This is a genomic window from Duganella sp. (genome assembly GCF_039595735.1).
GTDB lineage: Bacteria > Pseudomonadota > Gammaproteobacteria > Burkholderiales > Burkholderiaceae_D > Rugamonas.
In genome coordinates this window covers 128,635-153,484 of sequence record NZ_JBCNLB010000010.1, presented here as the reverse complement: position 1 = coordinate 153,484, position 24,850 = coordinate 128,635, and the positions used below count along the sequence as shown (strand labels likewise).

General features: G+C 64.2%; 24 protein-coding genes. 12 read left to right on the top strand and 12 right to left on the bottom strand.

The annotated features are described in order from the left end of the window. The first annotated feature begins 99 nt into the window (after positions 1-99). Both ABDW57_RS17985 and ABDW57_RS17980 read left to right on the top strand, forming a co-directional pair. Complete coding sequence (locus ABDW57_RS17985; RefSeq protein ID WP_343731540.1) at positions 100-1,161, top strand: MBL fold metallo-hydrolase; 1,062 nt, start codon at positions 100-102, stop codon at positions 1,159-1,161. 96 nt (positions 1,162-1,257) lie between these two features. Beyond that, positions 1,258-1,626: a hypothetical protein gene (locus ABDW57_RS17980; RefSeq protein ID WP_343731539.1), complete on the top strand. Its 369-nt coding sequence runs from the start codon at positions 1,258-1,260 to the stop codon at positions 1,624-1,626. Between the two features lie 139 nt (positions 1,627-1,765). Here the strand turns inward: ABDW57_RS17980 and ABDW57_RS17975 are convergent, their stop codons facing one another. The 4 genes from ABDW57_RS17975 to hemC are packed head-to-tail and all read right to left on the bottom strand — an operon-like array spanning position 1,766 to position 6,000. Continuing rightward, a complete protein-coding gene (locus ABDW57_RS17975; protein ID WP_343731538.1) occupies positions 1,766-2,962 on the bottom strand; it encodes a heme biosynthesis protein HemY in 1,197 nt (398 codons plus the stop codon). A gap of 2 nt (positions 2,963-2,964) precedes the next feature. After that, positions 2,965-4,122, bottom strand: coding sequence for a uroporphyrinogen-III C-methyltransferase (locus ABDW57_RS17970; protein ID WP_343731537.1), 1,158 nt, complete (start codon positions 4,120-4,122; stop codon positions 2,965-2,967). Further along, entirely contained in the window at positions 4,119-4,898 is a 780-nt protein-coding gene (locus ABDW57_RS17965) for a uroporphyrinogen-III synthase (protein WP_343731536.1), read from the bottom strand. The genes ABDW57_RS17970 and ABDW57_RS17965 overlap by 4 nt, the downstream gene beginning before the upstream one ends. Positions 4,899-4,905: 7 nt before the next feature. Continuing rightward, on the bottom strand, positions 4,906-6,000 hold the full coding sequence (gene hemC, locus ABDW57_RS17960; protein ID WP_343731535.1) for a hydroxymethylbilane synthase: 1,095 nt from the start codon (positions 5,998-6,000) through the stop codon (positions 4,906-4,908). A 162-nt stretch (positions 6,001-6,162) separates the two neighbouring features. On the opposite strand from hemC, the gene ppc reads away from it, so the two are divergent. Both ppc and ABDW57_RS17950 read left to right on the top strand, forming a co-directional pair. Further along, positions 6,163-8,973, top strand: coding sequence for a phosphoenolpyruvate carboxylase (gene ppc, locus ABDW57_RS17955; RefSeq protein ID WP_343731534.1), 2,811 nt, complete (start codon positions 6,163-6,165; stop codon positions 8,971-8,973). Positions 8,974-9,042: 69 nt separating this feature from the next. Beyond that, entirely contained in the window at positions 9,043-10,050 is a 1,008-nt protein-coding gene (locus ABDW57_RS17950) for a PAS domain-containing protein (protein ID WP_343731533.1), read from the top strand. On the opposite strand, the gene ABDW57_RS17945 is transcribed toward ABDW57_RS17950, so the two are convergent. Continuing rightward, positions 10,043-10,414, bottom strand: coding sequence for a GFA family protein (locus ABDW57_RS17945; RefSeq protein WP_343731532.1), 372 nt, complete (start codon positions 10,412-10,414; stop codon positions 10,043-10,045). The genes ABDW57_RS17950 and ABDW57_RS17945 overlap by 8 nt on opposite strands. Before the next feature lie 91 nt (positions 10,415-10,505). On the opposite strand from ABDW57_RS17945, the gene ABDW57_RS17940 reads away from it, so the two are divergent. Then, positions 10,506-11,201, top strand: a complete 696-nt coding sequence (locus ABDW57_RS17940) for a DUF899 family protein (protein ID WP_343731531.1) — start codon at positions 10,506-10,508, stop codon at positions 11,199-11,201. 33 nt (positions 11,202-11,234) lie between these two features. Here ABDW57_RS17940 and rpoD read toward each other — a convergent pair whose 3' ends face one another. Both rpoD and ABDW57_RS17930 read right to left on the bottom strand, forming a co-directional pair. Next, positions 11,235-13,691, bottom strand: a complete 2,457-nt coding sequence (gene rpoD, locus ABDW57_RS17935; RefSeq protein ID WP_343731530.1) for an RNA polymerase sigma factor RpoD — start codon at positions 13,689-13,691, stop codon at positions 11,235-11,237. Further along, positions 13,588-13,884: a hypothetical protein gene (locus tag ABDW57_RS17930; RefSeq protein WP_343731567.1), complete on the bottom strand. Its 297-nt coding sequence runs from the start codon at positions 13,882-13,884 to the stop codon at positions 13,588-13,590. Before ABDW57_RS17930 ends, rpoD begins: the two co-directional genes overlap by 104 nt. 138 nt (positions 13,885-14,022) lie before the next feature. Between ABDW57_RS17930 and ABDW57_RS17925 the strand changes: the two genes are divergently transcribed. From ABDW57_RS17925 to ABDW57_RS17910, 4 genes are all read left to right on the top strand, one after another. Continuing rightward, the gene (locus tag ABDW57_RS17925; protein WP_343731529.1) at positions 14,023-14,502 is read left to right on the top strand and encodes a ProQ/FinO family protein; all 480 of its coding nucleotides are present in this window, start codon (positions 14,023-14,025) and stop codon (positions 14,500-14,502) included. 82 nt (positions 14,503-14,584) lie between these two features. Next, positions 14,585-15,169 (top strand): 3'-5' exonuclease, encoded by a 585-nt coding sequence (locus tag ABDW57_RS17920; protein WP_343731566.1) that lies wholly within the window; start codon positions 14,585-14,587, stop codon positions 15,167-15,169. Between the two features lie 38 nt (positions 15,170-15,207). After that, positions 15,208-15,924 carry a cytochrome c4 gene (locus ABDW57_RS17915; protein WP_343731528.1) on the top strand — a complete coding sequence of 239 codons (717 nt, stop codon included), beginning with the start codon at positions 15,208-15,210 and terminating at the stop codon, positions 15,922-15,924. Further along, positions 15,921-17,195: a cytochrome c gene (locus tag ABDW57_RS17910; RefSeq protein WP_343731527.1), complete on the top strand. Its 1,275-nt coding sequence runs from the start codon at positions 15,921-15,923 to the stop codon at positions 17,193-17,195. Before ABDW57_RS17915 ends, ABDW57_RS17910 begins: the two co-directional genes overlap by 4 nt. Positions 17,196-17,199: 4 nt before the next feature. Here ABDW57_RS17910 and ABDW57_RS17905 read toward each other — a convergent pair whose 3' ends face one another. Beyond that, positions 17,200-18,318 carry an ATPase, T2SS/T4P/T4SS family gene (locus ABDW57_RS17905; protein ID WP_343731526.1) on the bottom strand — a complete coding sequence of 373 codons (1,119 nt, stop codon included), beginning with the start codon at positions 18,316-18,318 and terminating at the stop codon, positions 17,200-17,202. A 65-nt stretch (positions 18,319-18,383) separates the two neighbouring features. Further along, positions 18,384-19,028, bottom strand: a complete 645-nt coding sequence (locus ABDW57_RS17900) for an SAM-dependent methyltransferase (RefSeq protein ID WP_343731525.1) — start codon at positions 19,026-19,028, stop codon at positions 18,384-18,386. 138 nt (positions 19,029-19,166) lie between these two features. Between ABDW57_RS17900 and ABDW57_RS17895 the strand changes: the two genes are divergently transcribed. Both ABDW57_RS17895 and ABDW57_RS17890 read left to right on the top strand, forming a co-directional pair. Then, on the top strand, positions 19,167-19,943 hold the full coding sequence (locus ABDW57_RS17895) for a head GIN domain-containing protein (protein ID WP_343731524.1): 777 nt from the start codon (positions 19,167-19,169) through the stop codon (positions 19,941-19,943). 66 nt (positions 19,944-20,009) lie between these two features. Continuing rightward, positions 20,010-21,455, top strand: coding sequence for an NAD-dependent succinate-semialdehyde dehydrogenase (locus tag ABDW57_RS17890; protein WP_343731523.1), 1,446 nt, complete (start codon positions 20,010-20,012; stop codon positions 21,453-21,455). Positions 21,456-21,461: 6 nt separating this feature from the next. Here ABDW57_RS17890 and ABDW57_RS17885 read toward each other — a convergent pair whose 3' ends face one another. After that, the gene (locus ABDW57_RS17885) at positions 21,462-22,448 is read right to left on the bottom strand and encodes an Rpn family recombination-promoting nuclease/putative transposase (protein ID WP_343731522.1); all 987 of its coding nucleotides are present in this window, start codon (positions 22,446-22,448) and stop codon (positions 21,462-21,464) included. A 99-nt stretch (positions 22,449-22,547) separates the two neighbouring features. Here ABDW57_RS17885 and ABDW57_RS17880 point away from each other — a divergent pair, with 99 nt between their 5' ends. After that, on the top strand, positions 22,548-23,810 hold the full coding sequence (locus tag ABDW57_RS17880; RefSeq protein WP_343731521.1) for an amidohydrolase family protein: 1,263 nt from the start codon (positions 22,548-22,550) through the stop codon (positions 23,808-23,810). Here ABDW57_RS17880 and ABDW57_RS17875 read toward each other — a convergent pair whose 3' ends face one another. Then, complete coding sequence (locus ABDW57_RS17875) at positions 23,811-24,278, bottom strand: YcnI family protein (RefSeq protein ID WP_343731520.1); 468 nt, start codon at positions 24,276-24,278, stop codon at positions 23,811-23,813. It abuts the gene before it with no gap. A 19-nt stretch (positions 24,279-24,297) separates the two neighbouring features. Next, positions 24,298-24,840 (bottom strand): YaeQ family protein, encoded by a 543-nt coding sequence (locus ABDW57_RS17870; protein ID WP_343731519.1) that lies wholly within the window; start codon positions 24,838-24,840, stop codon positions 24,298-24,300. Positions 24,841-24,850: the final 10 nt, after the last annotated feature.

Below are 24,850 nucleotides of genomic sequence, written 5' to 3'. Positions count from 1 at the left end.
GTTTAACCGCGACATTATAGCGAAGTACAGGCCGCTTGTGCGGCGCAGCACCCTTGAACATTTGTTATGATGGGGCCTGCCCTTATTTGGAATATGAATATGATCTTCCGCCAACTGTTCGATCCCACCTCCTCCACCTACACTTATTTGCTGGGCGATGGCGGCGAAGCGGTGCTGATCGACCCGGTCTACGAACAGGTGCCGCGCGACCTGGCGCTGCTGCAGGAGCTGGGCTTGAAGCTGCTGGCGACGCTGGACACCCACGTCCACGCCGACCATGTGACCGGCGCGTGGCGCCTGCACCAGCGTTGCGGCAGTGCGATCGCGCTGTCCGAAGTGGCCGGTGCGGCCGGCGTCGACCGCCCGCTGCGGCATGGCGACCAGATCCGCTTTGGCGGCCGCGCCCTGCACGTGCGCGCCACGCCGGGCCACACCAGCGGCTGCCTGACCTATGTGCTGGACGATCAGAGCATGGCCTTCACCGGCGACAGCCTGCTGATCCGCGGCTGCGGCCGCACCGATTTCCAGCAAGGCAGTCCGCAGCAGTTGTTCGCCTCGGTGCATGATCAGATTCTGAGCCTGCCGCCCGAGTGCCTGCTCTACCCCGCGCATGATTATCGCGGCATCACTGTCACCAGCGTGGCCGAGGAACGGCGCTACAACCCGCGCCTCGGCGGCGATGTGGACGTGGGCGATTTCACCGGCCATATGAATAACCTCAACCTGCCGCACCCCAAGCTGATCGCGGTGGCGGTGCCGGCCAACCTGCGCTGCGGCAAACCGGAAGGCGATGCGCCGACCGATACGCCATCGTGGGCGCCGCTGACCCTGCGCTTCAGCGGCGTGTGGGAAATCGAGCCGATGGGCCTGCTGGAGCAGCTGAAGCAAGTACAGATTGTTGACGTGCGCGAGGCGCCGGAATTCATCGACCGCCTCGGCCATATCCAGGGCGCCACCCTGGTGCCGCTGTCGCAGCTGACCGAGCGCATGGGCGAGTTCGATAAAGAGCAAGCGATCGTGGCCGTGTGCCGCTCCGGCGTGCGCTCGGCGCAAGCCAGCGTGCTGCTGACCAAAGCCGGCTTCAGCAAAGTCGCCAACCTGGCCGGCGGCATGCTGCGCTGGAAAATCGAAGGCTACCCGGTCGAATCCGACCCCGCATGAAACACAGCAAGCGTGGCACGAAGCTGAGCAGCCTCAACGACGCTGCGTAGCGCACAGCCTACACTGCGGCCTTAGCGCTACGCGCCGAGGCCGTTCATGATTGCCCCCAACAACAAATGGCTGATCAACGCCCTGCTGGTCGGCCTGATCCCTGTACTCGATCGGCTGTTGATGTGGGCAGCCACCACCGCCGACCAGGTTCATCCATTTGCCGCTTCCGATCTCGTTACGCTGGGATTAGTCTTTCACTTACTGACACTCGAACAAGCGGCACGGATGCTATTAAACACGCTATCTACTTTGTTCATTACCTGCTACGGCGTGCTGTACACGCTCGTCATTCTTAGTGAGCGCAATACGGAACTAATTGACGTTCCGTTTGTCCTAACGATCAGCGCCACCCTCTGCGTTGGCTCGACCGCATTTGGCCTGATAATTTCGCAAATTACAAAACAAAGGCAATAATGAAACCTCTGGACATTTATGTTTGGATCGTCGGTATCGTTTATTGGACCACTTTTGTGGTGGGCATATTCCTGCTTAGGCGCTACATCAAGAAGCATCCTCCGAAAAAAAAACAAGCCGGTGAAGACCGGCCTGTTAATTAGAGGATGGTGGCCAGCGCGCACTGGCGGTAGTGGTTGGCGGCTTCTTCTTCCTGCCCCAGCGCTTCGTGCATTTGCGCCAGTTTGAGGTGGGATTCGCGCACCATGCGCGGATCGCTGGCGTCCGACAGTGCTTGCTCCAGGTAGCGCTGGGCTTTGCCCCACAGTTTCTGTTTCAGGCACAGCGCGCCCAGGGTCAGTGCCAGCTCGGCGTCGGTCGGGCGGGCGTTGGCCCAGTTCTCGCAATGCTCGATCTGCAGCAACAGCGCTTGCGAGCCGGCCGGGGCGGCGGCTTCGCGGTAAGCGCGCACCACGCGGTCGTCCCAGTCGGCGTTCAGCGATTCTTCCGCCACCACCCGCGCTTCGTCGTGCAGGCCGCGCGCGTTCAGCGCGGTCGCGGCGCGGCAGGCCACATACGGCTTGATGCGGTCGGCATTCGGCACGGTCGACCAGACGCGCAGCAGCGATTCGGCATCGTGGCTGGCGTCCGACAGCAAATCGTCATACGCCAGTTCGCGCAGGCGCGAGGACAAGGCCGGATGCAGCGCGCGGTGCTTGTCCAGCGAACGCACCAGGCGCAGCACTTCCGGCCAGTTCTTGGCCTGCTGCTGCGCTTTCAGGGACATCTGCAAGGCATGGATGTGGCGCGTGCCGCTGGCATTCAGTTCGCGCACCGCTTCCAGCGCCTGCTCCGGCTGGTGATCATCAACCAGCAGTTCGGTCATGGTCATCAGGCGCGCGGTCTTCATGCTGTTGTCGCCCACCAGCTTGTTCAGCCACTGATCGCGGCGCTGCGACTGGCGCATGCGGTGCGCGGCCCGGGCGCCGATCAGCGCGGCCACGCCGGCATTTTCCGGCAGTTCGGAAGCGCGCAAGGCTGCCTTCTCGGCATGGCCGAAGCGCCCTTCAAACAGGGCTTTCAAGGCTTCGCGCAAACCCTTGTTGCCATCGCGCTCGCGCTTGTGCTGGCGGTAGGCAGCCACCTTGCCCGGCATCTTGATGGTGGCGCGGAAGGCGCGGATCAGGATGTACAGGAAGGCGAACAGCGCCACTTCCAGCACCACGAAGAAGTTCAGCGACAGATCGATGCGGTGCGGCGGGTAGAACAGCACCACATTGCCGGGATTGAAGCGCGCCGTCACGGCAATGCCGATGGCGGCGGCCATCATGGCGACTAACCAGAGAAATAAACGCATGACTATGGCTTCGCTTTGTAGTTGCGCACAGCGTTCAGGCTGTCGGACAGGGTCGGCATCTCGATCGCCAGGTTGCTGCTCTGCACCTGGCGCAGCAGCGCCTGCACGGTCTGGGTGGAGCGGGCGCGGGTGTCGAAGTACTTGACCAGCGCTTCCTGCGCCGCGATCAGGTCGGCACGGAAGGCGCCTTCGTTACGCGACAGCAGCGCCATGCGCGCATTCAGCAGACGCAGTTTCAGGTTTTCGCGCAGGAAGTAAGCCTGGGTTGGCGACAGCATCAGCGCGTCCGGCGTGTCGACATTGCGCACCCGGATCAACTGACGCACGTCGGTCCACATCTCGGTGCTCCAGCCATTCCAGCCATCCTGCAGCGCCTGCAGCCAGGGGCTGGTGGTTTCTTCCACCTTGACCGGCTTGCCATCCTTGCCGTGCACGACCTTGGTCCTGGCTTTCTTTTCCGGCGGCGCCGGCAGCGTCGGCTTTTCGTCCGACAGCATCGGCAGCAGGTCGATTTGCGCGATGGCGTTGTCGAGGCGCAGCGCCACGCCAACCGAATCCACGCTAGGCAGCGCTTTCAGCTTGTCGGTGTCGCGCGCAATGGCGCGGCGGATGGTGATGAATTGCGGCTTGTCGGAACGCGACAGGCTGCGGTCGGCATTTTGCAGCGCGATCAGCGCGCCCGGCACGTTGCCGGCCAATTGCAGCTGCTGCGACGCGGTCGACAGCACTTGCTCGATTTCGGTCAGCGCCCACTCGTCGCGATTCTTGGACAGATCCTGGTACAGCTGTTCCAGCGCCAGTTGCTGGCTCTGCGCTTCCTGCTGCTTGCTTTCCAACAGCGCGACTTTGGCCTGCAGTTCCTTGGTGCTCTCCTGCACGTTGCGCACCAGGTTGCCGGTTTCGGCATTGGAGGCATCGCCTTTTTGCAGGCGCAGCGCCATTTCCTCGCGCAGCTTGTTGACGCGCGCGTGCGACGACCAGGTCTGGCCGGCCAGCAAAATGGTCAGCACGACGATGCCCACCAACAACATTTGCGGCTGTTGCAGGGTTTCGAGCAGACTCGGTTCAGGCTGCGACGGCGGCGTGGCCGCGGGCGGCGGAGTCTCGGCGGCTTTCGCGGACGAGACCGCTGGATCAGGTAAGGTAGGCAAATCGTTCATAGGCATGATTGTAACGCGGCCAGCAGGCGTTCGTCGCCTGATCCTGTGAGCGTCAGCTTGGAAAATCCTAATTTATTTGCCGTTTCGGCAATTCGGGCATGGGGCACAATCAGATGCTGTTGTTGCATCGCTACAACGCTATTGTGCTGCATCGCGTCAGGGTGGCGCAAGTCCATTTCGGCCAGCAGGCCGATCAGGCCGCGCAGGGCTTCGGAGCTGGTGATGATCCAGTCGTTTTGCTGCGCCAGCAAACGTTTCAGGGTGGCGGCCAGTGCCGGCGTCAGGGCGGGGACGGCGCGGCGGTAGGCCGGCACCACGTCGACCAGGGCACCGGCCGCGCGCAGGCCGTCGGCCATCAGTTCGCGCCCGCTTTCACCGCGGATGATGAGGACGGGCCGGCCTTTCAGCGCTGACAGATCGAGGGTTTGCAGCAAGTGCTCGGAGTCGCTCTGGGCAGCGTCGCCCGGGCTGACGATGTGCGGCACGCCATGGGCGGCCAGCGCGGCGCGGCTGCCTGCGCCGACCACGGCGGCGGTGACGGCGGCCGGCCAGCGCGGAATGTGGACGAAGGCGGCGTCGATGGCGTTGGGTGAGACGAAGGCCACCAGTGCGTAGCGGTCCAGCCGCGCCAGGGCGGCTTTCAGGGCGGTCTGGTCTGGCAGCGCGGAAATTTCCAGCAACGGCAGCACTTCCACGGCGCGGCCCAGCGCAGTCACGCGGGCCGCCAGCGATGCGGCTTGCGCCAGCGGACGGGTGATGACGACGGCGCCGGTCATCCTCGGATCAAGCGCCTGGCTTGGCGGGCGTGGCGGCGGTGGGCGCGGCGCCAGCGTGCGCGGGAGCAGCGGCACCGGCGGCGGTCGGGGCGTGGGAGCCAGCGCCGGCGGCGTCAGCGGCCAGCGTGGCTGAGCGGGCGTCGGCTTCCACCTGGGCCGCTTCGCTCAGGCAGGAGGCCAGGATGTCTTCGGCGTCCTGCGCCCGCAGCAGTTCAGCCACCTGCGCGCCCAGCGCCTCGGCGTCGGCGGCGGCGCCGCGCACTTCAGCGCTGGCGATGCGCTGGCCGTCCGGCGTGGCCACCATCGCACGCAGATGCAGGTCCGCACCGTCCACGGTGGCAAACGCCGCCAGCGGCACCTGGCAGCTGCCGCCAAACACCTTGGACACCTTCCGCTCCGCCGTCACCGCCTGCGCGGTCGACAGGTGATTCAGCGGCGCCAAAATAGCCATCAGGTCGATGCCGTCATTGCGCTCGGCAATCTCGATCGCCATCGCGCCCTGCCCTGCGGCCGGCAGACTGTCGGCCGGGTCCAGCAAGGCGCGGATGCGTTGCGGCAGGCCCAGACGCTTGAGACCGGCGGCAGCCAGAATGATCGCGGCATAGTCGCCACGATCCAGTTTGGCCAAACGTGTATCCAGATTACCACGCAGCGGCTTAATAAGCAGATGCGGGTAACGCGCCGCAATCAAGGCCTGACGGCGCAGGCTGCTGGTGCCCACCACCGCCCCCGCCGGCAGCTCCGCCAGCGAGCCATAATCGTTGGAAACAAACGCGTCGCGCGGATCTTCCCGCTCCAGTACAGCCGCCAGCGCAAAACCCTGCGGCAATTCCATCGGCACATCCTTGAGCGAATGCACGGCCAGGTCGGCGCGGCCCTCGGCCATGGCCACTTCAAGTTCTTTAACAAACAGGCCTTTTCCACCGACTTTGGACAGCGTGCGATCCAGAATTTGATCGCCGCGGGTCGTCATTCCAACAATTTTGACATCACACTGAGGATATAATATTGCCAAGCGATCGCGCACGTGTTCGGCTTGCCACATGGCCAGCCGCGACTCGCGCGACGCGATCACCAATCTGGACGGGGGAGTTTGTACCAATTCGGATGTTTTCAAAACCAGTTCTTTCGCTGTAGCTGACGCTAACCGGCGCAAGCCAGTACCACGCGCGTGTTTAAGATCACAAATTTTAGCATGCTCACCTTCTCGCAGAACCGGGTCACAAGCCCATGCACCGACATTTATCTCTTTGTGGCTTAACACATGGCAAACCAATCTAGTGCAACGCATCTCACTGCTGAACAACCGGGCGTAGACAAGGACGCACCACTCAAAGAAGACATTCGCTTATTAGGTCGCCTGCTGGGCGACGTACTGCGCGACCAGGAAGGCGAGGAAGTGTACGCCGTGGTCGAAACCATCCGGCAAACCGCCGTGCGCTTCCGCCGCGAAGCCGACGCCGGCGCCGCCAAGGAATTGGACGGCATGCTGAAAATCCTCACCAAGGAACAGACCATTTCCGTGGTGCGGGCATTTTCGTATTTCTCGCACCTGGCCAATATTGCCGAAGACCAGCACCACATTCGCCGCCGCCGCGCTCACCTGCTGGCCGGCTCGCATCCGCAGCAAGGCAGCGTCAATTTCGCGCTGTGCAAGCTGAAAGAAGCCGGCGTCCAGCAAGACACCGTCGCGACCTTCTTCAAGGAAGCCCTGATTTCGCCAGTGCTGACCGCCCACCCGACCGAGGTGCAGCGCAAATCCATCCTCGATGCCGAGCACGATATCGCGCGCCTGTTGGCCGAGCGCGACCTGCCGCTGACGCCGAAGGAACGGGCCGCCAACCTGCACCTGCTGCGCGCGCGCATCGCCACCCTGTGGCAGACCCGCATGCTGCGCTACTCCAAGCTGACCGTGGCCGACGAGATTGAAAACGCCCTGTCCTACTACCGCATCACCTTCCTGCGCGAACTGCCAGGGTTGTACGATGACATCGAGCAGGACATCGCCCACCACTACGGCGACAGCGCGCCAATCACCGCGCCTTACGTGCAGATGGGCAGCTGGATCGGCGGCGACCGCGACGGCAATCCGAATGTCAACGGCAACACCATGTCGCACGCGCTGACGCGCCAGGCCACCACCATCCTCGACTTCTACCTGGAAGAAGCGCACACGCTGGGCGCCGAACTGTCGATCTCGACCCTGATGATCGCCTGCTCGCCGGAACTGCAAGCCCTGGCCGACCAGTCGCCGGACACCTCCGACCACCGCGCCGACGAGCCATACCGCCGCGCCCTGATCGGCATCTACGCCCGCCTGGCTTCGACCGCGCGCACCCTGGGCGCGACCAACATCCTGCGCAAGGAAGTCGGCCACGCCGAGCCGTACGCCGATGCGGCCGCCTTCTCGGCCGACCTGCAAGTGCTGATCGACTCGCTCAACGCCAACCACGGCGGCATGCTGGTGCAGCCGCGCCTGTCGACCCTGAAGCGCGCCGCCGATATCTTCGGCTTCCACCTGGCTTCGCTGGACATGCGCCAGTCGTCTGACATCCACGAGCGCGTGCTGGCCGAGCTGTTCGCCAAGTCCGGCGTGCAGGCCGACTACGCCGCGCTGGACGAGGACGCCAAGGTCAAGCTGCTGCTGAGCGAACTGGCGCAGCCGCGCCTGCTGAACTCGCCCTACGTGAGCTACTCCGCCGAGACCGTCTCAGAACTGGGCGTGCTGCGTGCTGCCCGCGAGATCCGCGCCCGCTACGGCGCCCGCGCCATCCGCAACTACATCATCTCGCACACCGAGACCGTGTCCGACCTGCTGGAAGTGCTGCTGCTGCAAAAAGAACTGGGCCTGCTGCGCATCGCCGAAAAAGAGCTGGACCTGATGGTGATCCCGCTGTTCGAAACCATCCCCGACCTGCAGCGCGCGGCCGGCATCATGGAAGCCGTGATGGCCATCCCGCTCGTTCAACAACTGATCGCCAGGCAGGGCCAGATCCAGGAAGTCATGCTGGGCTACTCGGACTCCAACAAGGATGGCGGTTTCCTGACCTCCAACTGGGAGCTGTACAAGGCCGAGACCAATCTGGTCAAAGTGTTCGAGAAAGCCGGCGTCAAGCTGCGCCTGTTCCACGGCCGCGGCGGCACGGTCGGCCGCGGCGGCGGTCCGTCGTACGACGCCATCCTGGCGCAGCCGCACGGCACCGTCAACGGCCAGATCCGCCTGACCGAACAGGGCGAGATCATCGCCTCCAAGTTCTCCAACAAGGACATCGGCCGCCGCAACCTGGAACTGCTGGTGGCCGCCACCCTGGAAGCCAGCCTGATGCCGCAGTCGGAAGACGAAGCGCACCAGAAGCAGCTGCGCCAGTTCGAGGCCATCATGGCGGAGATTTCGGACCGCGCGTACAAGGCCTACCGCAACCTGGTCTATGAGACCCCGGGCTTCACCGACTACTTCTTCACCGCCACCCCGATTGCCGAAATCGCTGAGCTGAACCTCGGTTCGCGTCCAGCCTCGCGCAAATCGACCAAGCGCATCGAAGACTTGCGCGCGATTCCATGGGGCTTCTCGTGGGGCCAGTGCCGCCTGCTGCTGCCGGGCTGGTACGGTTTCGCCAGCGCCATCGGCGGCTGGATTGCCGACGGCGACAAGGCCGAGCGCCTGGCGCAGCTGCAAACCATGTTCCAGCACTGGCCGCTGTTTGCCACCCTGCTGTCGAATATGGACATGGTGCTGGCCAAGACTGACCTGGCGATCGCTTCGCGTTACGCCGAGCTGGTGCAGGACAAGGAACTGCGCGAGCGCATCTTCAAGCGCATCACCGAAGAGCACGCGAACACGCTGGAGATCCTGCAAAGCATCACCGGCGCCACCGAGCGTCTGGCCGGCAACCCGCTGCTGGCGCGTTCGATCCAGAACCGCTTTGCCTACCTCGACCCGCTCAACCACTTGCAGGTCGAGCTGATCAAGCGCCACCGCGCGCTGTCGAGCGAAAGCAAGGCCGACGAGCGCGTCCACCGCGGCATTCACCTGTCGATCAACGGTGTGGCCGCCGGCCTGCGCAACACCGGCTAAGCGTCAACCGCGCCGCCCCGCAACGCCCCGCTCGCCGGGGCGTTGTTATTTTTATGGCAAAATAGTGCCATGAACCATCATTTCCCCGATCTCAGCGACTTACTGGCCTCGATGCCACAGGCGGTATTCGTCAAGGATGCGCATTCCCGCATCGTCATGATGAACGCGGCCTGCGAGGTGCTGTGGGGAGTGCGCTTTGAAGACGTGGCCGGCACCGACTGCGGCGGCCAGGTACGGCCCGAGGAACTGCAGGCCTACCGGGCGCGCGACCGCCGCGCCTTCGAGACCGGCGAAGTGGTGGTGGAGGAAGAGCCTTGCACGCCCGCCAGCCTGAATGAAACGCGCTGGCTGCTGACCCACAAGCGGGCGCTGTACGACACCGAAGGCAAGCCCTATCTGCTGATCGGCAGCTGCACCGACATCACCGCACGCAAGCGCAAGGAAGCGGAACTGGAAAGCGCCCTGCAGCAGACGCGCGAAATCAATGGCCACCAGTTCAGCGACATGGAGCGCCACCGCCGCCGGCTGGCACTGGATGCGCAGGACAACCTGGCGCAAAACCTGGCCGCGCTCAAGCTGGACATCGCCACGCTGCATGCGCGCACCGGCACACATCACCCGCTGCTGCACGCGCGGGCGGCGCAAGCGCTGTCCACCCTCAACGACAGCATCGCTGCCGTGCGCGAGATCATCAATCAACTTCATCCGGCCACGCTGGAACTGGGCTTGTCCGCGGCCATCGAGTGGCAGCTGCAGCAGATCGAAAAACGCCAGGGACTGGATTGCCGGCTGGTAGTGCGCCATGACAGCGCGGAGCTCAGCCCGCAGTTCGCGTCGGCGCTGTTCCATGTGGTGCGTTCAGGCCTGCGTTACATATGCAGCGCGGCCCACACCGTGCTGGTCGAACTCAGCCTGCAGCGCCAGCAGCTGGCGATCGTGCTCCACAGCGACCGCCCCGCGCGCGCGCCCAGCGCTGAAGAAGCGCTGCCGCTGCAAGCCATGCAGGAACGCCTGGGCGCCCTCGGCGGCGTGCTGCACATCACGCCGCGCAGCCTGCACATCAGCGTGGCTACCTGAGCGGCAGCCACGCCGGCTTGTTCTCGACAAACAGTTCTCGCTCCACCTTGCCCGGGTATGCCGGCTCCAGCGTGCCCAGCGTGATGGCAACCCGGTCCGGCGATTCGGTACTGCGCCAGAACAGCGTGGAGCCGCACACGCGGCAAAAGTCCCTGCGGCCGTGTTCGGACGAGGCGTATTCGGCAATCAGATCAGCGCCCTGCTCGATCGTCAGGCCGGCGCTGGCCACATTGGCGTAACTGCCGGCCGCCGCGCCGTGCTGTTTCTGGCACATGGTGCAGTAGCAATGGCTGGCATGTGCGACCGGCAACGCCGCCCGATAACGCACGCCGCCGCACAAGCAACTACCGTGTAAATCTTCCATCTGCTCCTCCCTGTTTTATGTACGCCAGCGCATAGACGCGACGGCGCGGCGGGACTGTAATCGCAGCCTTGACTCCCTCCGCGAGGACATCATGAGCACACTGACTCCGGCAGCCGAGCTGGCCGCAAGCAATAGCCATCCATATCCCAATGATAGCCCGGAATACCGCGCGGCCCGCGTCGCCTTGCTGACGGAAGAAATCGAACTGCGGCGCCACATCGAACGGGTGGCAGCGCAGCGGCGCGCGCTGCCACCGGGCGGCATCGCGCCCGACTACGATTTCATTGATGAGGACGGCAAGACCGTCAAACTGGGAGATATATTCGGCCAGCACGGCACGCTGGTCACGTATTTCTGGATGTACGGCCCGCAGCGTGAGCGTCCCTGCCCCATGTGCACGGCATTCCTCGGCGCCTTCGACGCGCCCGCGCGCGATCTGGCGCAGCGCATTGCGGTGGCCGTCATCGGCCGCTCGCCGGTGTCACGCCAGTTGGCCTTCGCCCGCGAGCGCGGCTGGCGCAACCTGAAGTTCTTCCAATGTGTGGGGGATGATTTTCCGCGCGACTACCGCGGCCTGGCGCCGGACGGCAGCGAATGGCCGGCGCTGGATGTCTGGGTCAAAGACGGTGACCAGGTGCACCACTTCTGGGCCAGCGAGCTGGGCGGCACACAAGATCCCGGGCAGGACCCGCGCGGCGCGCCCGATCCCATGCCGCTGTGGAATATCCTCGACCTCACGCCCGGCGGGCGCGGCACCGACTGGTATCCGAAGCTGGAATATAGCTAAAGAAAAAGGAGGCCGAGGCCTCCTTGTTTGAGTTTAGTTCTGCGTCAGGAACGTTTTCAGCTTGTCCGAACGCGATGGCTGGCGCAGCTTGCTCATTGCCTTGGCTTCGATCTGGCGGATACGCTCGCGGGTCACGTCGAACTGCTTGCCCACTTCTTCCAGCGTGTGGTCGTTCGACATTTCCACGCCGTAGCGCATGCGCAGCACCTTGGCTTCGCGCGGGGTCAGCGAATCCAGCACTTCCTTGATGACGTTGCGCATCGAGGCGTGCAACGCGGCATCCAGCGGCGCCAGCGTGGTGTTGTCTTCGATGAAGTCGCCCAGCTGCGAATCGCCGTCCTCGCCCATCGGCGTTTCCATCGAGATCGGCTCTTTGGCAATCTTCATGATTTCGCGGACTTTGTTCTCCGGCATTTCCATCTTCACCGCCAGCGTGGCCAGATCCGGCTCGCTGCCGGTTTCCTGCATGATCTGGCGCGAAATGCGGTTCATCTTGTTGATGGTCTCGATCATGTGCACCGGCACGCGGATGGTACGGGCCATGTCCGCGATCGAACGGGTAATCGCCTGACGAATCCACCAGGTGGCGTAGGTCGAGAACTTGTAGCCGCGACGGTATTCAAACTTGTCCACCGCCTTCAGCAGACCGATGTTGCCCTCCTGGATCAGATCCAGGAATTGCAGGCCGCGGTTGATGTACTTCTTGGCGATCGAAATCACCAGACGCAAGTTGGCCACGGTCATTTCGCGCTTGGCCTGGCGGGCGCGCTTCTCGCCGGCTGCCATCTGCTTGTTGATCTTGCGCAGGTCGGCCAGCGGCAGCGCCACGCGCGCCTGCAGGTCGATCATCTTGCGCTGCAGCTCTTTCACGGCCGGCACATTACGGCCCAGCACGGTGCTGTACGGATAGCCGGCGTCCACTTCGCCGTCCACCCAGTCCAGATCGGTTTCATTGCCCGGGAACACCTTGATGAAGTGGGCGCGCGGCATGCCGCAGCGGTTCACGCACAGGTCCAGCACGGCGCGCTCGATCGAACGCACTTCTTCCATCTGGCCGCGCAGGGTGTCGCACAGCTTCTCGACCACTTTGGCGGTGAAACGAATGCCCAGCAGCTCGGCCGAAATGGCTTCCTGCGCCGCCACATAGGCCTTGGAGGCGTAACCGCCGCTGGCCTTGCGCATTTTCTCGTACTGGGTGGCGATGAAGTCGAATTTTTCCAGCGCGGCGGTTTTCAGCTGCGCCAGTTGCTCGGTCGAATAGCCGGCCGCACCGCCGCCGACGTCGCCGTCTTCTTCTTCGACGTCCTCGACGTCCTCCTCCTCGTCATCCGCAGCGGCGCTGACCACGGCCGGCGCCGGGGCGGCTTCGTTGGGGTCGACAAAGCCGTCCACCACATCGTCCACTTTCAGCTCGTCGGTCTCGATCTTTTTGGCCAGCGCGATGATTTCCGCGATGGTGGTCGGGCAGGCGGAAATCGCCTGGATCATGTCCTTCAGGCCTTCTTCGATACGCTTGGCGATCTCGATCTCGCCTTCGCGGGTCAGCAGCGCCACGGCGCCCATTTCGCGCATGTACATGCGGACCGGGTCGGTGGTGCGGCCGAAGTCGGAATCCACGGTCGACAGCGCGGTGGCGGCAGCCGCTTCCACCTCGTCGTCTGAGGTCACGGTGGCCACGTTATCGCTCAGCAGCAGCGCTTCCGCATCCGGGGCGCGCTCGTAGATGGCGATGCCCATGTCGTTGAAGGTGGCGATGATGCCTTCGATCGCTTCCGGATCGATGATGTTTTCCGGCAGCTGGTCGTTGATCTCGGCATAAGTCAGGAAGCCGCGCTCCTTGCCCATGTTGATCAGGTTCTTGATCTGGGCGCGGCGCTTTTCCAGCTCCTCGGCCGAGGCTTTCGGATCGATGCCCAGCAGGTCGCCACCCTTGGCCTTGCGTTCGCGGGCTTTGGACACGGCCTTCAGTTCGGCGCGCTCCACCGCGTTCAGCGCGGCGATCTCGTCGTTCTCCGGGGTGAACTCGGATGGCTTGCGGCCGCGGCGGCCTGGCACCTTGACGCCTGGCAGCTGGTAGCCGGAAGTATCGATCGAGGCCAGCGTGGCCGCATCGGTCACCTGGTTGACGGCCGGGGCGGCGGTGGCGCTGACCACCGGCGCCGGCTCGGCCTTGGCTTTGACCAGCTTGGACTTCGGCGCGGCCTTGACCACCGCCTCGCCTTCGCCGTCGGCCGCGGCGGCCGCGCTCTTGCGCGTCACCTTGGCGGCCTTGACCGGTTCGTCGGCGGCCTCCACGGCCGGCGCATCCACCTGGGCGGCGGCATCGGCAGCGGCGCTCAGGCGGGTTTTCTTTTTGACTACCGTAACTTTGCTCGCTGCCTCTTCATTATCGATCACATAAGATAGAGTCGTCTTTGGCACCACCAACGGAGCAGCGCTGGCGCGGGTAGGCTTCTTGACGGACAACGTTAAAGTTTTCGGTTTTGTCATTAAAATCTCTCAATGCGTACACGCCGAAAATTACAAAAAAGCGCGCCCCGCGCCGACCACGAAGGTGCGCCTGGGTGGAAATGTTGTAATTTAGCTGACGATTATCTGCGGAATAAAAAAAGCCCGCTTCCAGCCACGGGCTTGTTTCCTTTTCAGGGAAGATCGCACGGTATTGCGTTAGTGCGTCGAGCATTATACACGTTTTGGGCCGCAAAAGCACGCCGGCGCGCGCGCCTAAGTCCATCCTAAGCATGAGCATTTTGATACAATGGTCGAAAAGGCACTGCATTCCCGTGGTCCGCATGATATGCTGACGGCTGTTGCTTAACCTATGAAGTCGATGAACACTAGCCTCACCCCACAGCCACCGGTCGCAGAGCCAGCCCCTGCTGCCTCCACTCCGGCGCCGGCAGCGCTTTCCCCGCGCAGCCTGCTGAAACAATTGCAAACCCAATTCCCGGCCTTCCGCGACTTCCTGCCGCTGTCGATAGGCATCGACAAGCAGTTGCTGGCCGTTATGCCGGACCTGGACCGCAAGACCATGCGCACCGCGCTGGGTATCCACACCGGTTCGCTGCGCTACCTGAAAGTCATGGAAAAAGCCAAGGTGCGCCATGACCTCGACGGCAAGCCGGGCGCCGAGGTGACCGACACCCACCGTGCCCACGCCACCCAGGTGCTGCAGGAACGCTACAAGAAAGAAGCCGAGCGCAAAAAAGCCGAGCGCGAAGCCAAGGCCGCCGAGGAAGCCGCGCGCGTGCGCGCCGACAAGCTGAACCAGCTGGCCGCGAAGTTCTCCAAAAAGGGCTGAGTTGGATAGCCCAGTGGTGGTGGCCGTGGCGGCGGACGACGATCTGCCGCCCTACGTGGGCATCCGCCTGGCCGATGTGCAGATGGTGGTCACGCCTGAGCAGGCCGCCGCCGCGCGCGACGCGCTGCGGGTGTGCGACGCCATCGGTTTCGATACCGAATCCAAGCCGACCTTCACCAAGGGCGAGACCTCAACCGGTCCGCACCTGATTCAATTCTCGACCGACAACAAGGCTTATCTGCTCCAGATCGGCGCCAGCACCGAGCCGCATATCCGCGCCATGCTGCTGGCCATCCTGGAGTCGCCGCTGCCGCTGAAGATCGGCTTCGGGCTGTCGGACGACGTCAAACGCCTGCACGCCAAGCTCGATATCCGCGCGGCCGGCATTGTCGACATGTCGGTGGTGCTGCGTGCGCCAGGCCAGCGCAACGACCTTGGCGCCAAGACGGCAGTGGCCAAGTTCTTTGGCCTCAAGCTGCAGAAGTCCAAGAAGATTTCCACCACCAACTGGGCCTTGCCGCGCCTGAACGAAAAGCAGATCCTGTACGCGGCCGACGACGCCCAGGTGGCGCTGCGCGTGTACCGCCACTGGATCGCGCTTGGCAACAAGTTGCCGCCGCTGAAACCGTTCAAACTGCCGAAACCGCCCAAAACCGGGTTATCCTAGTCAGGCGGCCGCCATGCGCCGCCTGAACCAGGAGGAGTATGCCGACTTTTGCCGCTTTCAGTCTCGCCGCCGCGCTGGCGGCGGCCCCTGCCGCCGCACCGGATACGCTGGAACAACGGGTGGCCGCCTGCCTGGCCTGCCACAGCGTGAAACCGCGCGGCGACGCCTACTTCCCGCGCATTGCCGGCAAGCCGGCCGGCTACCTGTACAACCAGCTGCGCAATTTCCGCGACGGCCGCCGCCATTATCCGATGATGACCTATATGGTGGCCCATCTGCCGGACGCGTATCTGCGCGAGATTGCCGACTACTTCGCCGCCCAGCACCCGCCCTACGCTGAAGCCGCCGCCGGCAGCGGCAGCCACGCCGACGCCACCCAGCTGGCGCGCGGCGAAGCGCTGGTCCGCCAGGGCGACCCGGCCAAACAGATTCCCGCCTGCGTGGCCTGCCACGGCACGGCGCTGACCGGCGTCGAACCCGCCACGCCCGGCCTGCTCGGCCTGCCCAGCGACTACATCAACGCCCAGTTCGGCAACTGGAAAAACAAGACGCGCCGCGCCGCCGCGCCCGACTGCATGGCCGACATCGCCGCCCGCCTGAGCGAAGCCGACGTGGCGTCCGTTTCAGCCTGGCTGAGCAAGCAGCCGCCCGACGCCAACGCCCGCCCCGCCGCCAGCCTGCCCGCGCCCTTGCCGATCGCCTGCGGCAGTGCGCCAGCCGCGGCCGCCGGCGGCACACCGGGAAGCGCGAAATGAAGAAAATCGTTTATACCGTTACCGCCCTCCTGCTGGCCGCCGTACTGATCGCCGGCGCACTGCTGGCCCAACAATTCCTGACCAGCGATGCCGGCCCGCCGGGCGCCGCCAGCGCCGCCCTGGCGCCAGCCGAACGCGTCGCCCGTGGCGCCTACCTGGCCAAGGCCGGCGACTGCATGGCCTGCCACACCACGCGTGGCGGCCAGCCCTACGCCGGCGGCCGCGCGCTGCAGACGCCGTTTGGCAGCGTAATCGCCCCCAACATCAGCGCCGACCGCCAGACCGGCATCGGCGCCTGGACCGCGGACGACTTCTGGCGCGCCCTGCACCACGGCAAATCACGTGACGGCCGCCTGCTCTACCCGGCCTTCCCCTACCCCAACTACACCCGCATCACGCGTGACGATGCGGACGCCCTGTACGCCTACCTGCAGACCGTGCCGGCCGTGCACCAGCCCAGCCAGCCGCATCAGTTGCGCTTCCCGTTCAATCTGCAAATCGCCCTGGCAGCCTGGCGCGTGCTGTATTTCAAGCCCGAAGCCTTCGCTGCGGACCGCAGGCAATCGGTGGAATGGAATCGTGGCGCCTACCTGGTGCAGGGCCTGGGCCATTGCAGCGCCTGCCACAGCGCGCGCAATCCGCTGGGCGCGCAGGACGGCGAAAGCCTGTCGGGCGGCATGATCCAGGCGCAAGGCTGGTACGCGCCGTCGCTGAACGCGCGCGGCGACTGGCAGCAGGACCACCTCACGGCGCTGTTGAAAACCGGCACCGCGCCGCGCGCCACCGTGTTCGGCCCGATGGCCGAGGTGGTGCAGCAAAGCCTGCAATACCTGAACGACAGCGACATCAAGGCCATCGCCATCTACCTGCAATCGCTGCCGCCCGACAGGCCGCCGCCCACCTTCGAGCGCGACAGCAGCACTGAAGCCGTGGCCTTCCTCGCGGCCGGCGCCAGGCTGTACGAAAAGCATTGTGTGGATTGCCATGGCGCCAGCGGCGCCGGCATGACGCCCGGTTATCCGCCGCTGGCCGGCAACCAGTCGCTGACCATGGACAACGCGGTCAATCCGATCCGCATCGTGCTGAACGGCGGCTTTGCGCCGGCGACGGCCGGCAATCCGCGCCCGTACAGCATGCCGCCGTTCGGGCATCTATTGAATGACACGGAAGTGGCGCAACTGGTGTCTTACCTGCGCAGCGCCTGGGGCAACAACGCGCCGCCGGTAAACGGCACCGACGTCAATCGCTACCGCGCGATCCCGCTGGACTAGAGGCTCAGGGTTCGACGAAACCGATGCGATCGGTGGTCGCGTTGCGCGCGTCCTGCACCGAGATCTTGCCCTCGGCCAGCAGCGCGTGCAGCGAGGTATTCATGGTGTGACAGCCTTCGCCCGGCTTGTCTTCCATCCAGATGCGCAGATTGGCAATCTGGCCGTCCGCAATCATTTCGGTCACTTCGGGATTATTGGTCAGGCACTCGGTGGCAAGGTAGTAGCGCTCGCCCTTCACCGCCGGCAGCAGCGCCTGGCACAGCACGCCGCGCAAGGCATGCGCCAGCGCTTGCGCCTGCGGCTCGGTATTGCCCAGCAGGCGCATCATCTTTTGCAGGCCCAGCTCGGTCGAGCGCGCGTGCAGCGAGGCCAGCACCAGCGGCCCGGCTTCCGCCAGCGCCAGCGCTTCCTGCGCGGTTTGCGCATCGCGGATCTCACCGATGCAGATCACGTCCGGACGCTCGCGCAGCGCATCCAGCGCGCCGAGGTAGAAACTTTCCACGTCGCCGTCGAAGCCCACCTCGCGCTGGGTGATCACGCACTGGCGCTGCGGAATCAGGGTTTCCACCGGATCTTCAATCGTGATGATGTGGCCCGAGCGATGCTTGTTGATATCGTCCAGCATGGAGGCGATGGTGGTCGACTTGCCCTGGCAAGTGTCGCCAATAATCAACACCAGCCCGCTGGTCAGCTTGGCGAACTGCTGTTCGTGCTTGCCCAGGCCCAGATTGGCCAGCGGCATCGGCTCTTTCGGGAAGCGGCGGATCACGCAACCGAGCCGCTTGCGGCCCTGGAAGCTGAAGCAGTTGGCGCGGATGCGCGCCGTATGCAGATCCACTGCGCGGTCAAAGGCGCGGTCCTGGATGCGCTCGGCCCAGTTCGGCTCGACCACCTCAAAGAATTCCTGCAGTTCCTCGCGCGTGATGGGCGAATCAGTGACCGCCACCAGCCCTTTCGGCTGGCGCAGCATCAGGGGACTGTTTTGATGGATGAGAATATCGCTGAAAATCAGCTTGGAGTTCAGCAGGTGCAGGATCTGCTCGACAAGGGTGCCGAAGACCGGGTGGTCTTCGTTCTCAATGTAGCTGAGGGTGCGGATTTGCGACGACTGGTAGTGTTCCATCTCTGTTCAGGTCTCCGGTGGGTCCCGAACGATTATAAGAGAAAAACTTGCAGAGTCGAAACTTTTTAGCTGCGCAGTTTGGGGTATCTGAAGCCGGTCCGCAAATCCATGCTGAAGCGGCTGCCGTTTTCCGTGACCAGCACATGTTCAGGCGGCTCTTCGCCGGCCAGCGGACGATAAAACACCGGCAAGCCCTCGGCCTTGCGGAGCAATTCGTCGCAGCGTTCATACACATTCGGGCAGCCGGAGTCGGCCAGCAGCGCCTGCACGATCGGCACTTTCCAGGCATCGACGCCGGCCGACTGGAACTGGCAGATCAGGTAGCCGGCAGTGCCGCCATAGCTGTCGACCAGCAGGCCGGGCAAGCCATCCTCGTCGCCGCGGATCACCGCCACCAGATCGGTCGGCGCGGCGGCGCGCACGGCGGCGGCGCGTTTGGCGATGGCGGCGCGCACGCGACGCTTCATCATGGCGTGATCGACCGGTTCGTCTTCCTTGTAGCTCCAGACACGGGCCCGCACCTCGGAGTGCGGGTTGTAGGCCGCCCGCGCCAGAAACTGGCGCGACGAGGTCTGGACGATGGCGGTGGCGCCGGGCTTGTTCTTTTCTTGCGGGCGGCCGTCGACGCGCTCGATGGCGGTGGCGTAAATCAGGATATCGCCGGACAGCAGGCGTTTTTCCTTGCCCTGTTTGATGGTTATAGTCAGCATGGACGCATCATACCTCATGCGCCGCCCATTCCCGGCAGAACGCATTCTGGGCCGCGCAGGCTGCAATCCGTCGCAGCGCGGTTCCAGCCGGCGGGCGGAATCTTTACGATGCCTCTCAAGATAACCAAGGAGAGCATCATGACCACTCGTCGCACCGTTTCCGCCCTGTTCCTGTCGGCTGGCCTGCTGGCCGCCACTGCCCCGCTGACGACCGTCCAGGCCGGCCCTCTGAGCTGGCTGAGCGGTGGCGAGCGGGTGCAAGGCAGCGGCAAAATCGTCAGGCAAAACCGCGAAGTCGGGCATTTCCATGCCTTGACGGTGGGCGTCAACGGCGACGTTGAAATCCGCCTCGGCAACAACGAGGGCGTGAGTGTGGAAACCGATGACAACCTGCAGCCGCTGATTGAAACGGTGGTGGAAAACGGTACCCTGCGCGTGCGTCCGGTCAAGAACCAGCTCAAACTTGACACCCGCAACATGAAAATCATCGTGCAGGCACGTACGCTGGACAAGCTGTCGATCGGCGGCTCCGGCAATGTCAGCGCCGACCGGCTGAGCGGCGAAAACCTGACCATAGACGTTGGCGGCTCGGGTTCGATCACCATCGGCCAGCTGGAAGCCGAGTCGGCAGCGATTGCGCTGGGCGGCAGCGGCAGCCTGAAGGCGGCTGGCAATACCGAGCGCCTGCAAATTTCGATCGGCGGCTCGGGCCGGGTTCAGGCCGGCCAGCTGCAGGCGCGCGACGCCGTGGTCAGCATCGGCGGCTCCGGCCAGGCCACGGTGTGGGCCAGGAAATCACTCAACCTGAGCGTGGCTGGTTCCGGCGACATCAACTACTACGGCGATCCGCAGGTCAGCAAGAGCATCATGGGTTCGGGCAGCATCAAGCGCCTCGGCGGCACGCCGCAAAACTGAGCCCGGCCATACGCGATGGGCGATTTTCTGGCAAAGTAGCGGATGTTACTGAACGGAGATTGCCCCATGACTACCACCAGCTACCCAGATACCCGCCTCCTGATCGCCAACGAGTGGAGCGACGCCACCGACGGCAAGACCATCCCCGTGCTGAATCCGGCCACCGGCAAGCCCATCGGTACGGTGGCGCACGCCAGCATTGCCGACCTTGACCGCGCACTGGCTGCGGCGCAGAAAGGTTTTGAAGCCTGGCGCAAGGTGCCGGCGTTCGAACGCGCCGCCATCATGCGCCGCGCCGCCAGCCTGCTGCGCGAGCGTGCCGACGAGATCGGCCGCCTGCTGACGCAGGAACAGGGCAAGCCGCTGGTGCAGGCGCGCGGCGAGGCACTGGCCGGTGCCGACATCATCGACTGGTTTGCCGCCGAAGGCATGCGCGTGTATGGCCGCATCGTGCCATCGCGTAATCCAGCGGCGCAGCAGCTGGTGCTGAAAGAGCCGGTCGGTCCGGTGGCGGCGTTCACGCCATGGAACTTCCCGATCAATCAAGTCGTTCGCAAGCTGGCAGCGGCGCTGGCCACCGGCTGCTCTTTCCTGTGCAAGGCGCCGGAAGAGACCCCGGCCTCCCCTGCCGCGCTGTTCCAGTGCTTCGTGGATGCTGGCGTGCCGGCCGGCGTGGTGGGCCTGGTGTTCGGCAATCCGGCCGAGATTTCCAACTACCTGATTCCGCATCCGGTCATCCGCAAGGTCACCTTCACCGGCTCGACCCCGGTCGGCAAGCAGCTGGCCGCGCTGGCCGGCGCGCACATGAAGCGAGTCACCATGGAGCTGGGCGGCCATGCACCGGTGATCGTGGCCGATGACGCCGACGTGACGCTGGCCGTGGAAGCAACTGGCGGCGCCAAGTTCCGCAATGCCGGTCAGGTGTGCATTTCGCCAACCCGCTTCCTGGTTCACAACAGCATCAAGGATGAATTCACGCGCGCGCTGGTGGCGCATGCCGAGCGTCTGCAACTGGGCAATGGCCTGGTGGAAGGCACGACGCTGGGGCCGCTGGCCAACGAACGCCGCGTGGCGGCCATGAGCAGTGTGGTGGCCGATGCGCGCGCCAAGGGCGCTAAAATCGCGACCGGCGGTGAACGCGTGGGCACCGAGGGCAACTTCTTCGCACCGACCATCCTGGCCGACGTGCCGCTGGATGCCAGTGTGTTCAATGACGAGCCGTTCGGTCCGGTGGCGGCGATTCGCGGTTTCGACAGCCTGGATGAGGCGATTGCCGAGGCTAACCGTTTGCCCTTCGGTCTGGCGGGCTATGCCTTCACCCGCTCGATCAAGAATGCGCATCAACTGATGCACAATGTCGAAGTGGGGATGCTGTGGCTGAACCAGCCGGCCACGCCGAGCGCCGAAATGCCGTTTGGCGGCATCAAGGATTCCGGCTACGGTTCGGAAGGCGGTCCGGAAGCGCTGGAGGCTTATCTCAACACCAAGGCGGTATCGCTGCTGGGCGTGTAAGCCTGTTCAGCCCTCGGCAAACAATTGCCGGGGGCTGGCGCCAGCAAACAAAGACTTGATCCATGCGCGCAGCTGGCCAACATCAGCCTGCGCGATCTTCCCTGCAGCCTCGACAGTCACGTCGCCCGCCAGCAAATCCCTCAAGACGCCCTGCAGCGCCAGCAACTCTCCTTGCTGCATTCCTTGCTGCATGCCCTGTTGCACGCCCTCCTGCAATGCCTCCTCTTGAGGTTGCACCAGTCGCCGGATGAAGTCTTCCGTGATGAGTTCGTTGAAACGGGGTTGTCTTTTGGCGTTCATAACCAAGCCCTCCTCCCACTCAATGTTAGTGCTGCCCCCAGCGTCACGCAAGGTGAGCAGCAGCCAGTGCTGAAGGCTTGCACGTATGGGTGCCAAGTCTGGCAACATAAGGCGCGCCAGGAGCATGTTGAGCGCGGCTGCCCTTTCAGTCTCGGTGCGCGAGCGCAACAAACGAAACAATAGTGGCACGATATCTCCTCGCGCCCAGTCATGATGCTGGTCGATCAGCACATAGCGTTGGCTGGCCTGAAACTGCTCCAGCCCCTCAGGCGGTGGCAGCATCAGTTCGGCTAGCTCAGTAGCGGCACGCCAGGGGCGGTGGCCGTGATAAAACACAATTGGCAACACCGGCGGCAACTTGCCGTGCTTGCTCAGCTTGTGCTGCGCCACCAGATCCTGATACAGCAAACCAATGTACACCTGCATGCGCAGCGCCATCCATTTGTCCGGCCGCGACTGGAACTCCAGCAGGATGTAGACATACACCCACTCGCCATCGATTCGCGCCCGCCACACCACATCCTCATGGCGCGCCTTGCCTTCATCGCTGGCGTAGCTGGCGTTGACGCGTTCGAACGCGCCCACCTCCAGCTGCTGCGCCCACTCCGCTGGCAGAAAGCCAGCCACCAGATCGCGCACGATTTCCGGGTGGGAGAACAACTGCTTGTAGAGGGCGTCGGCGGTGGCGGTCATGAAAGAATATTCTAGCGTTCGCTAGCGTTGCCGGGTACGCTAGGTAACGAGCTTGGTTTGGCTCTCCTCAAACAGATACCAACTAAACGGGAGAATTACTTGAAAGCGATCACCTCGTCTATCCTGATGCTGGCCTGCGCCGCCGCTTGCGCGGCAGAGCCTGCCACCATTGCCGTCAAGGCCGCCCACATGGTTGATGTGCGCAACGGTACCCTGGTCGACAACGCCGTGGTGCTGATCAGCGGCGAACGCATCACCGCCGCCGGCAGCAAGCTGGCCATCCCGGCCGGCGCCCAGGTCATCGACCTTGGCAACAAAACCCTGCTGCCGGGCCTGATCGATGCCCACACCCACATCACCGGCAATCCGGAAGACGCCGGCTACAGCCTGATCGCCAAGTCGGTGCCGCGCATCACGCTCAGCGGCGCGCGCAATGCCCTGGTCACGCTGCGCGCCGGCTTCACCACCATCCGCGACGTCGGCGCCGACGCCTACACCGACATCGGCCTGCGCGACGCCATCAACGACGGCGACGTGCCCGGCCCGCGCATCCTCGCCTCCGGCCCGCCCCTGAGCATCACCGGCGGCCACTGCGATGAAACCATGCACGCCCCCGAGTACAAGCTCACCGCGCTGGGCGTGGCCGACGGCCAGGACGAGGCGCTCAAAGTCACCCGCCGCAACATCAAGTACGGCGCCGACGTGATCAAGATCTGCGCCACCGGCGGCGTGCTGTCGTTTGGCGACGATCCGCGCACCTCGCAATACACGCTGGAAGAATTGAAAGCCATCATCAGCGACGCCCACCGCCTGGGCCGCAAGACCGCCGCCCACGCCCATGGCGGCGACGGCATCAAGCTGTCGGTACTGGCTGGCGTCGATTCAATCGAGCACGGCTCCTACATCGACGAAGAAGGCATCAAGCTGATGAAGGAACACAAAACCTATCTGGTGCCCACGCTCTACCTGGGCGATTGGCTGATTGAAAATGCTGAAGCCATCAAGCTGCCCAAGCCGCTGCTGGAAAAGGCCAGGGTGGTGCTGCCGACCGCGCGCGTCAACATCGGCAAGGCCATCAAGGCCGGCGTGCCGATCGCGTTTGGCACCGACGCCGCGGTCTACCCGCACGGCCTGAACGCGCGCGAATTCAGCGTGCTGGTCAAGCTGGGCATGACGCCGGCGCAGGCGATCCGCACCGCCACCGTCAACGCGGCCGACCTGCTGGGCTGGAGTGACAAGGTGGGCAGCATCGAGGCCGGCAAGTACGCCGACCTCATCGCCGTGGAGGGCGAACCGCTGAGAGATGTGAAGGCACTGGAACAAGTCCCGTGGGTGATGAAAGGCGGCGCAGTGGTGAAGTAGTCAGTGCGCGTGATGCGGCGTACCGGCCGGTGCCGGCAAGAGTTCCAGCACGGGCGCCGGCGCCTTCATCTTCTCGCCAGCGATTTCATCCCACGCCACGCTGACCTTGCCGCACTCCTGCACAACACGGAAGTACAGCTTGCCCGGCTCAGGCGACAGTTTGACCTGCACCACGAACTCATCAAAGTAGGCATCCGGCAGCGAACCACCTTTCCAGCTGATTTCGCGCAGCGCACCGCTGTCGGTGACGCTGATTTTCCAGCCGGCCTTGGGCATCGGCTTGGCGTGCGACGCGCCTTCCGGCAGCGTGACGGTGAGGCCGGTAGTGGCCTTGCCATCGCAACCGTGACCGACGCGGAAGGCCAGCTTCTGATAGGTGCCGGCATACGCTGTCGCCTGATCCAGCGTAACGTGCGCCTGTGCGGCCGTGGCGCCCAGCATGGCCAACAGGGTGAAGCACTTCTTCATCGCAGCCTCCCTTGAAAGATTAACGCTCGGACTTCAATACCTCGCGGCCGACTTCCACCGTGGTGGTGCCGTCGGTCAGCCAGATCTGGCCGTCCTGGATGGTGCACTGCAGCTGCATGGTGCGCTGGGCCATCTTGCCCAACTGCTCGGTGGCATCGGCCGGCAGGTCAACCACGGTCAGATTCTTGCAGCGCTCGACCTTGTTGGCCAGGCCTTTCCACCAGATGTGGCTGGTGGCGGCGTAGCTGTACACCACCACGTGCCCGGAACGGCCGCAGGCCTTCAGGATCACCTTCTCATCCGGCTGGCCGACCTGGATCGACAGCTCGATGGCGCCGGTCAGGTCTTTCTGCCACAGGTCCGGCTCCTCGACGTCAAACAGGCCCTTGGTGAAGGTCAGCGCTTCATTGGCGTGGATGGCGAAGGCAATCAAGCGCACCATCATGCGCTCGTCGGTCTCGGACGGATGGCGCGCCAGGGTCAGCTGATGCGTCTCGTAGTAATTGCGGTCCATGTCCGCAATCGACAGTTCTGCTTTGTAAATTGTTGCTTTGAGGGCCATCTAAAAAATC

What these genes read in the sequence shown, in the direction of transcription:
- ABDW57_RS17985 (WP_343731540.1), top strand. Translation starts at nt 100, where the DNA reads ATGATCTTCCGCCAACTGTTCGATCCCACCTCCTCCACCTACACTTAT.
- ABDW57_RS17980 (WP_343731539.1), top strand. Translation starts at nt 1,258, where the DNA reads ATGATTGCCCCCAACAACAAATGGCTGATCAACGCCCTGCTGGTCGGC.
- ABDW57_RS17975 (WP_343731538.1), bottom strand. Translation starts at nt 2,962, where the DNA reads ATGCGTTTATTTCTCTGGTTAGTCGCCATGATGGCCGCCGCCATCGGC.
- ABDW57_RS17970 (WP_343731537.1), bottom strand. Translation starts at nt 4,122, where the DNA reads ATGAACGATTTGCCTACCTTACCTGATCCAGCGGTCTCGTCCGCGAAA.
- ABDW57_RS17965 (WP_343731536.1), bottom strand. Translation starts at nt 4,898, where the DNA reads ATGACCGGCGCCGTCGTCATCACCCGTCCGCTGGCGCAAGCCGCATCG.
- ppc (WP_343731534.1), top strand. Translation starts at nt 6,163, where the DNA reads ATGGCAAACCAATCTAGTGCAACGCATCTCACTGCTGAACAACCGGGC.
- ABDW57_RS17950 (WP_343731533.1), top strand. Translation starts at nt 9,043, where the DNA reads ATGAACCATCATTTCCCCGATCTCAGCGACTTACTGGCCTCGATGCCA.
- ABDW57_RS17945 (WP_343731532.1), bottom strand. Translation starts at nt 10,414, where the DNA reads ATGGAAGATTTACACGGTAGTTGCTTGTGCGGCGGCGTGCGTTATCGG.
- ABDW57_RS17940 (WP_343731531.1), top strand. Translation starts at nt 10,506, where the DNA reads ATGAGCACACTGACTCCGGCAGCCGAGCTGGCCGCAAGCAATAGCCAT.
- rpoD (WP_343731530.1), bottom strand. Translation starts at nt 13,691, where the DNA reads ATGACAAAACCGAAAACTTTAACGTTGTCCGTCAAGAAGCCTACCCGC.
- ABDW57_RS17930 (WP_343731567.1), bottom strand. Translation starts at nt 13,884, where the DNA reads ATGCTCGACGCACTAACGCAATACCGTGCGATCTTCCCTGAAAAGGAA.
- ABDW57_RS17925 (WP_343731529.1), top strand. Translation starts at nt 14,023, where the DNA reads ATGAAGTCGATGAACACTAGCCTCACCCCACAGCCACCGGTCGCAGAG.
- ABDW57_RS17920 (WP_343731566.1), top strand. Translation starts at nt 14,585, where the DNA reads ATGGTGGTCACGCCTGAGCAGGCCGCCGCCGCGCGCGACGCGCTGCGG.
- ABDW57_RS17915 (WP_343731528.1), top strand. Translation starts at nt 15,208, where the DNA reads ATGCCGACTTTTGCCGCTTTCAGTCTCGCCGCCGCGCTGGCGGCGGCC.
- ABDW57_RS17910 (WP_343731527.1), top strand. Translation starts at nt 15,921, where the DNA reads ATGAAGAAAATCGTTTATACCGTTACCGCCCTCCTGCTGGCCGCCGTA.
- ABDW57_RS17905 (WP_343731526.1), bottom strand. Translation starts at nt 18,318, where the DNA reads ATGGAACACTACCAGTCGTCGCAAATCCGCACCCTCAGCTACATTGAG.
- ABDW57_RS17900 (WP_343731525.1), bottom strand. Translation starts at nt 19,028, where the DNA reads ATGCTGACTATAACCATCAAACAGGGCAAGGAAAAACGCCTGCTGTCC.
- ABDW57_RS17895 (WP_343731524.1), top strand. Translation starts at nt 19,167, where the DNA reads ATGACCACTCGTCGCACCGTTTCCGCCCTGTTCCTGTCGGCTGGCCTG.
- ABDW57_RS17890 (WP_343731523.1), top strand. Translation starts at nt 20,010, where the DNA reads ATGACTACCACCAGCTACCCAGATACCCGCCTCCTGATCGCCAACGAG.
- ABDW57_RS17885 (WP_343731522.1), bottom strand. Translation starts at nt 22,448, where the DNA reads ATGACCGCCACCGCCGACGCCCTCTACAAGCAGTTGTTCTCCCACCCG.
- ABDW57_RS17875 (WP_343731520.1), bottom strand. Translation starts at nt 24,278, where the DNA reads ATGAAGAAGTGCTTCACCCTGTTGGCCATGCTGGGCGCCACGGCCGCA.
- ABDW57_RS17870 (WP_343731519.1), bottom strand. Translation starts at nt 24,840, where the DNA reads ATGGCCCTCAAAGCAACAATTTACAAAGCAGAACTGTCGATTGCGGAC.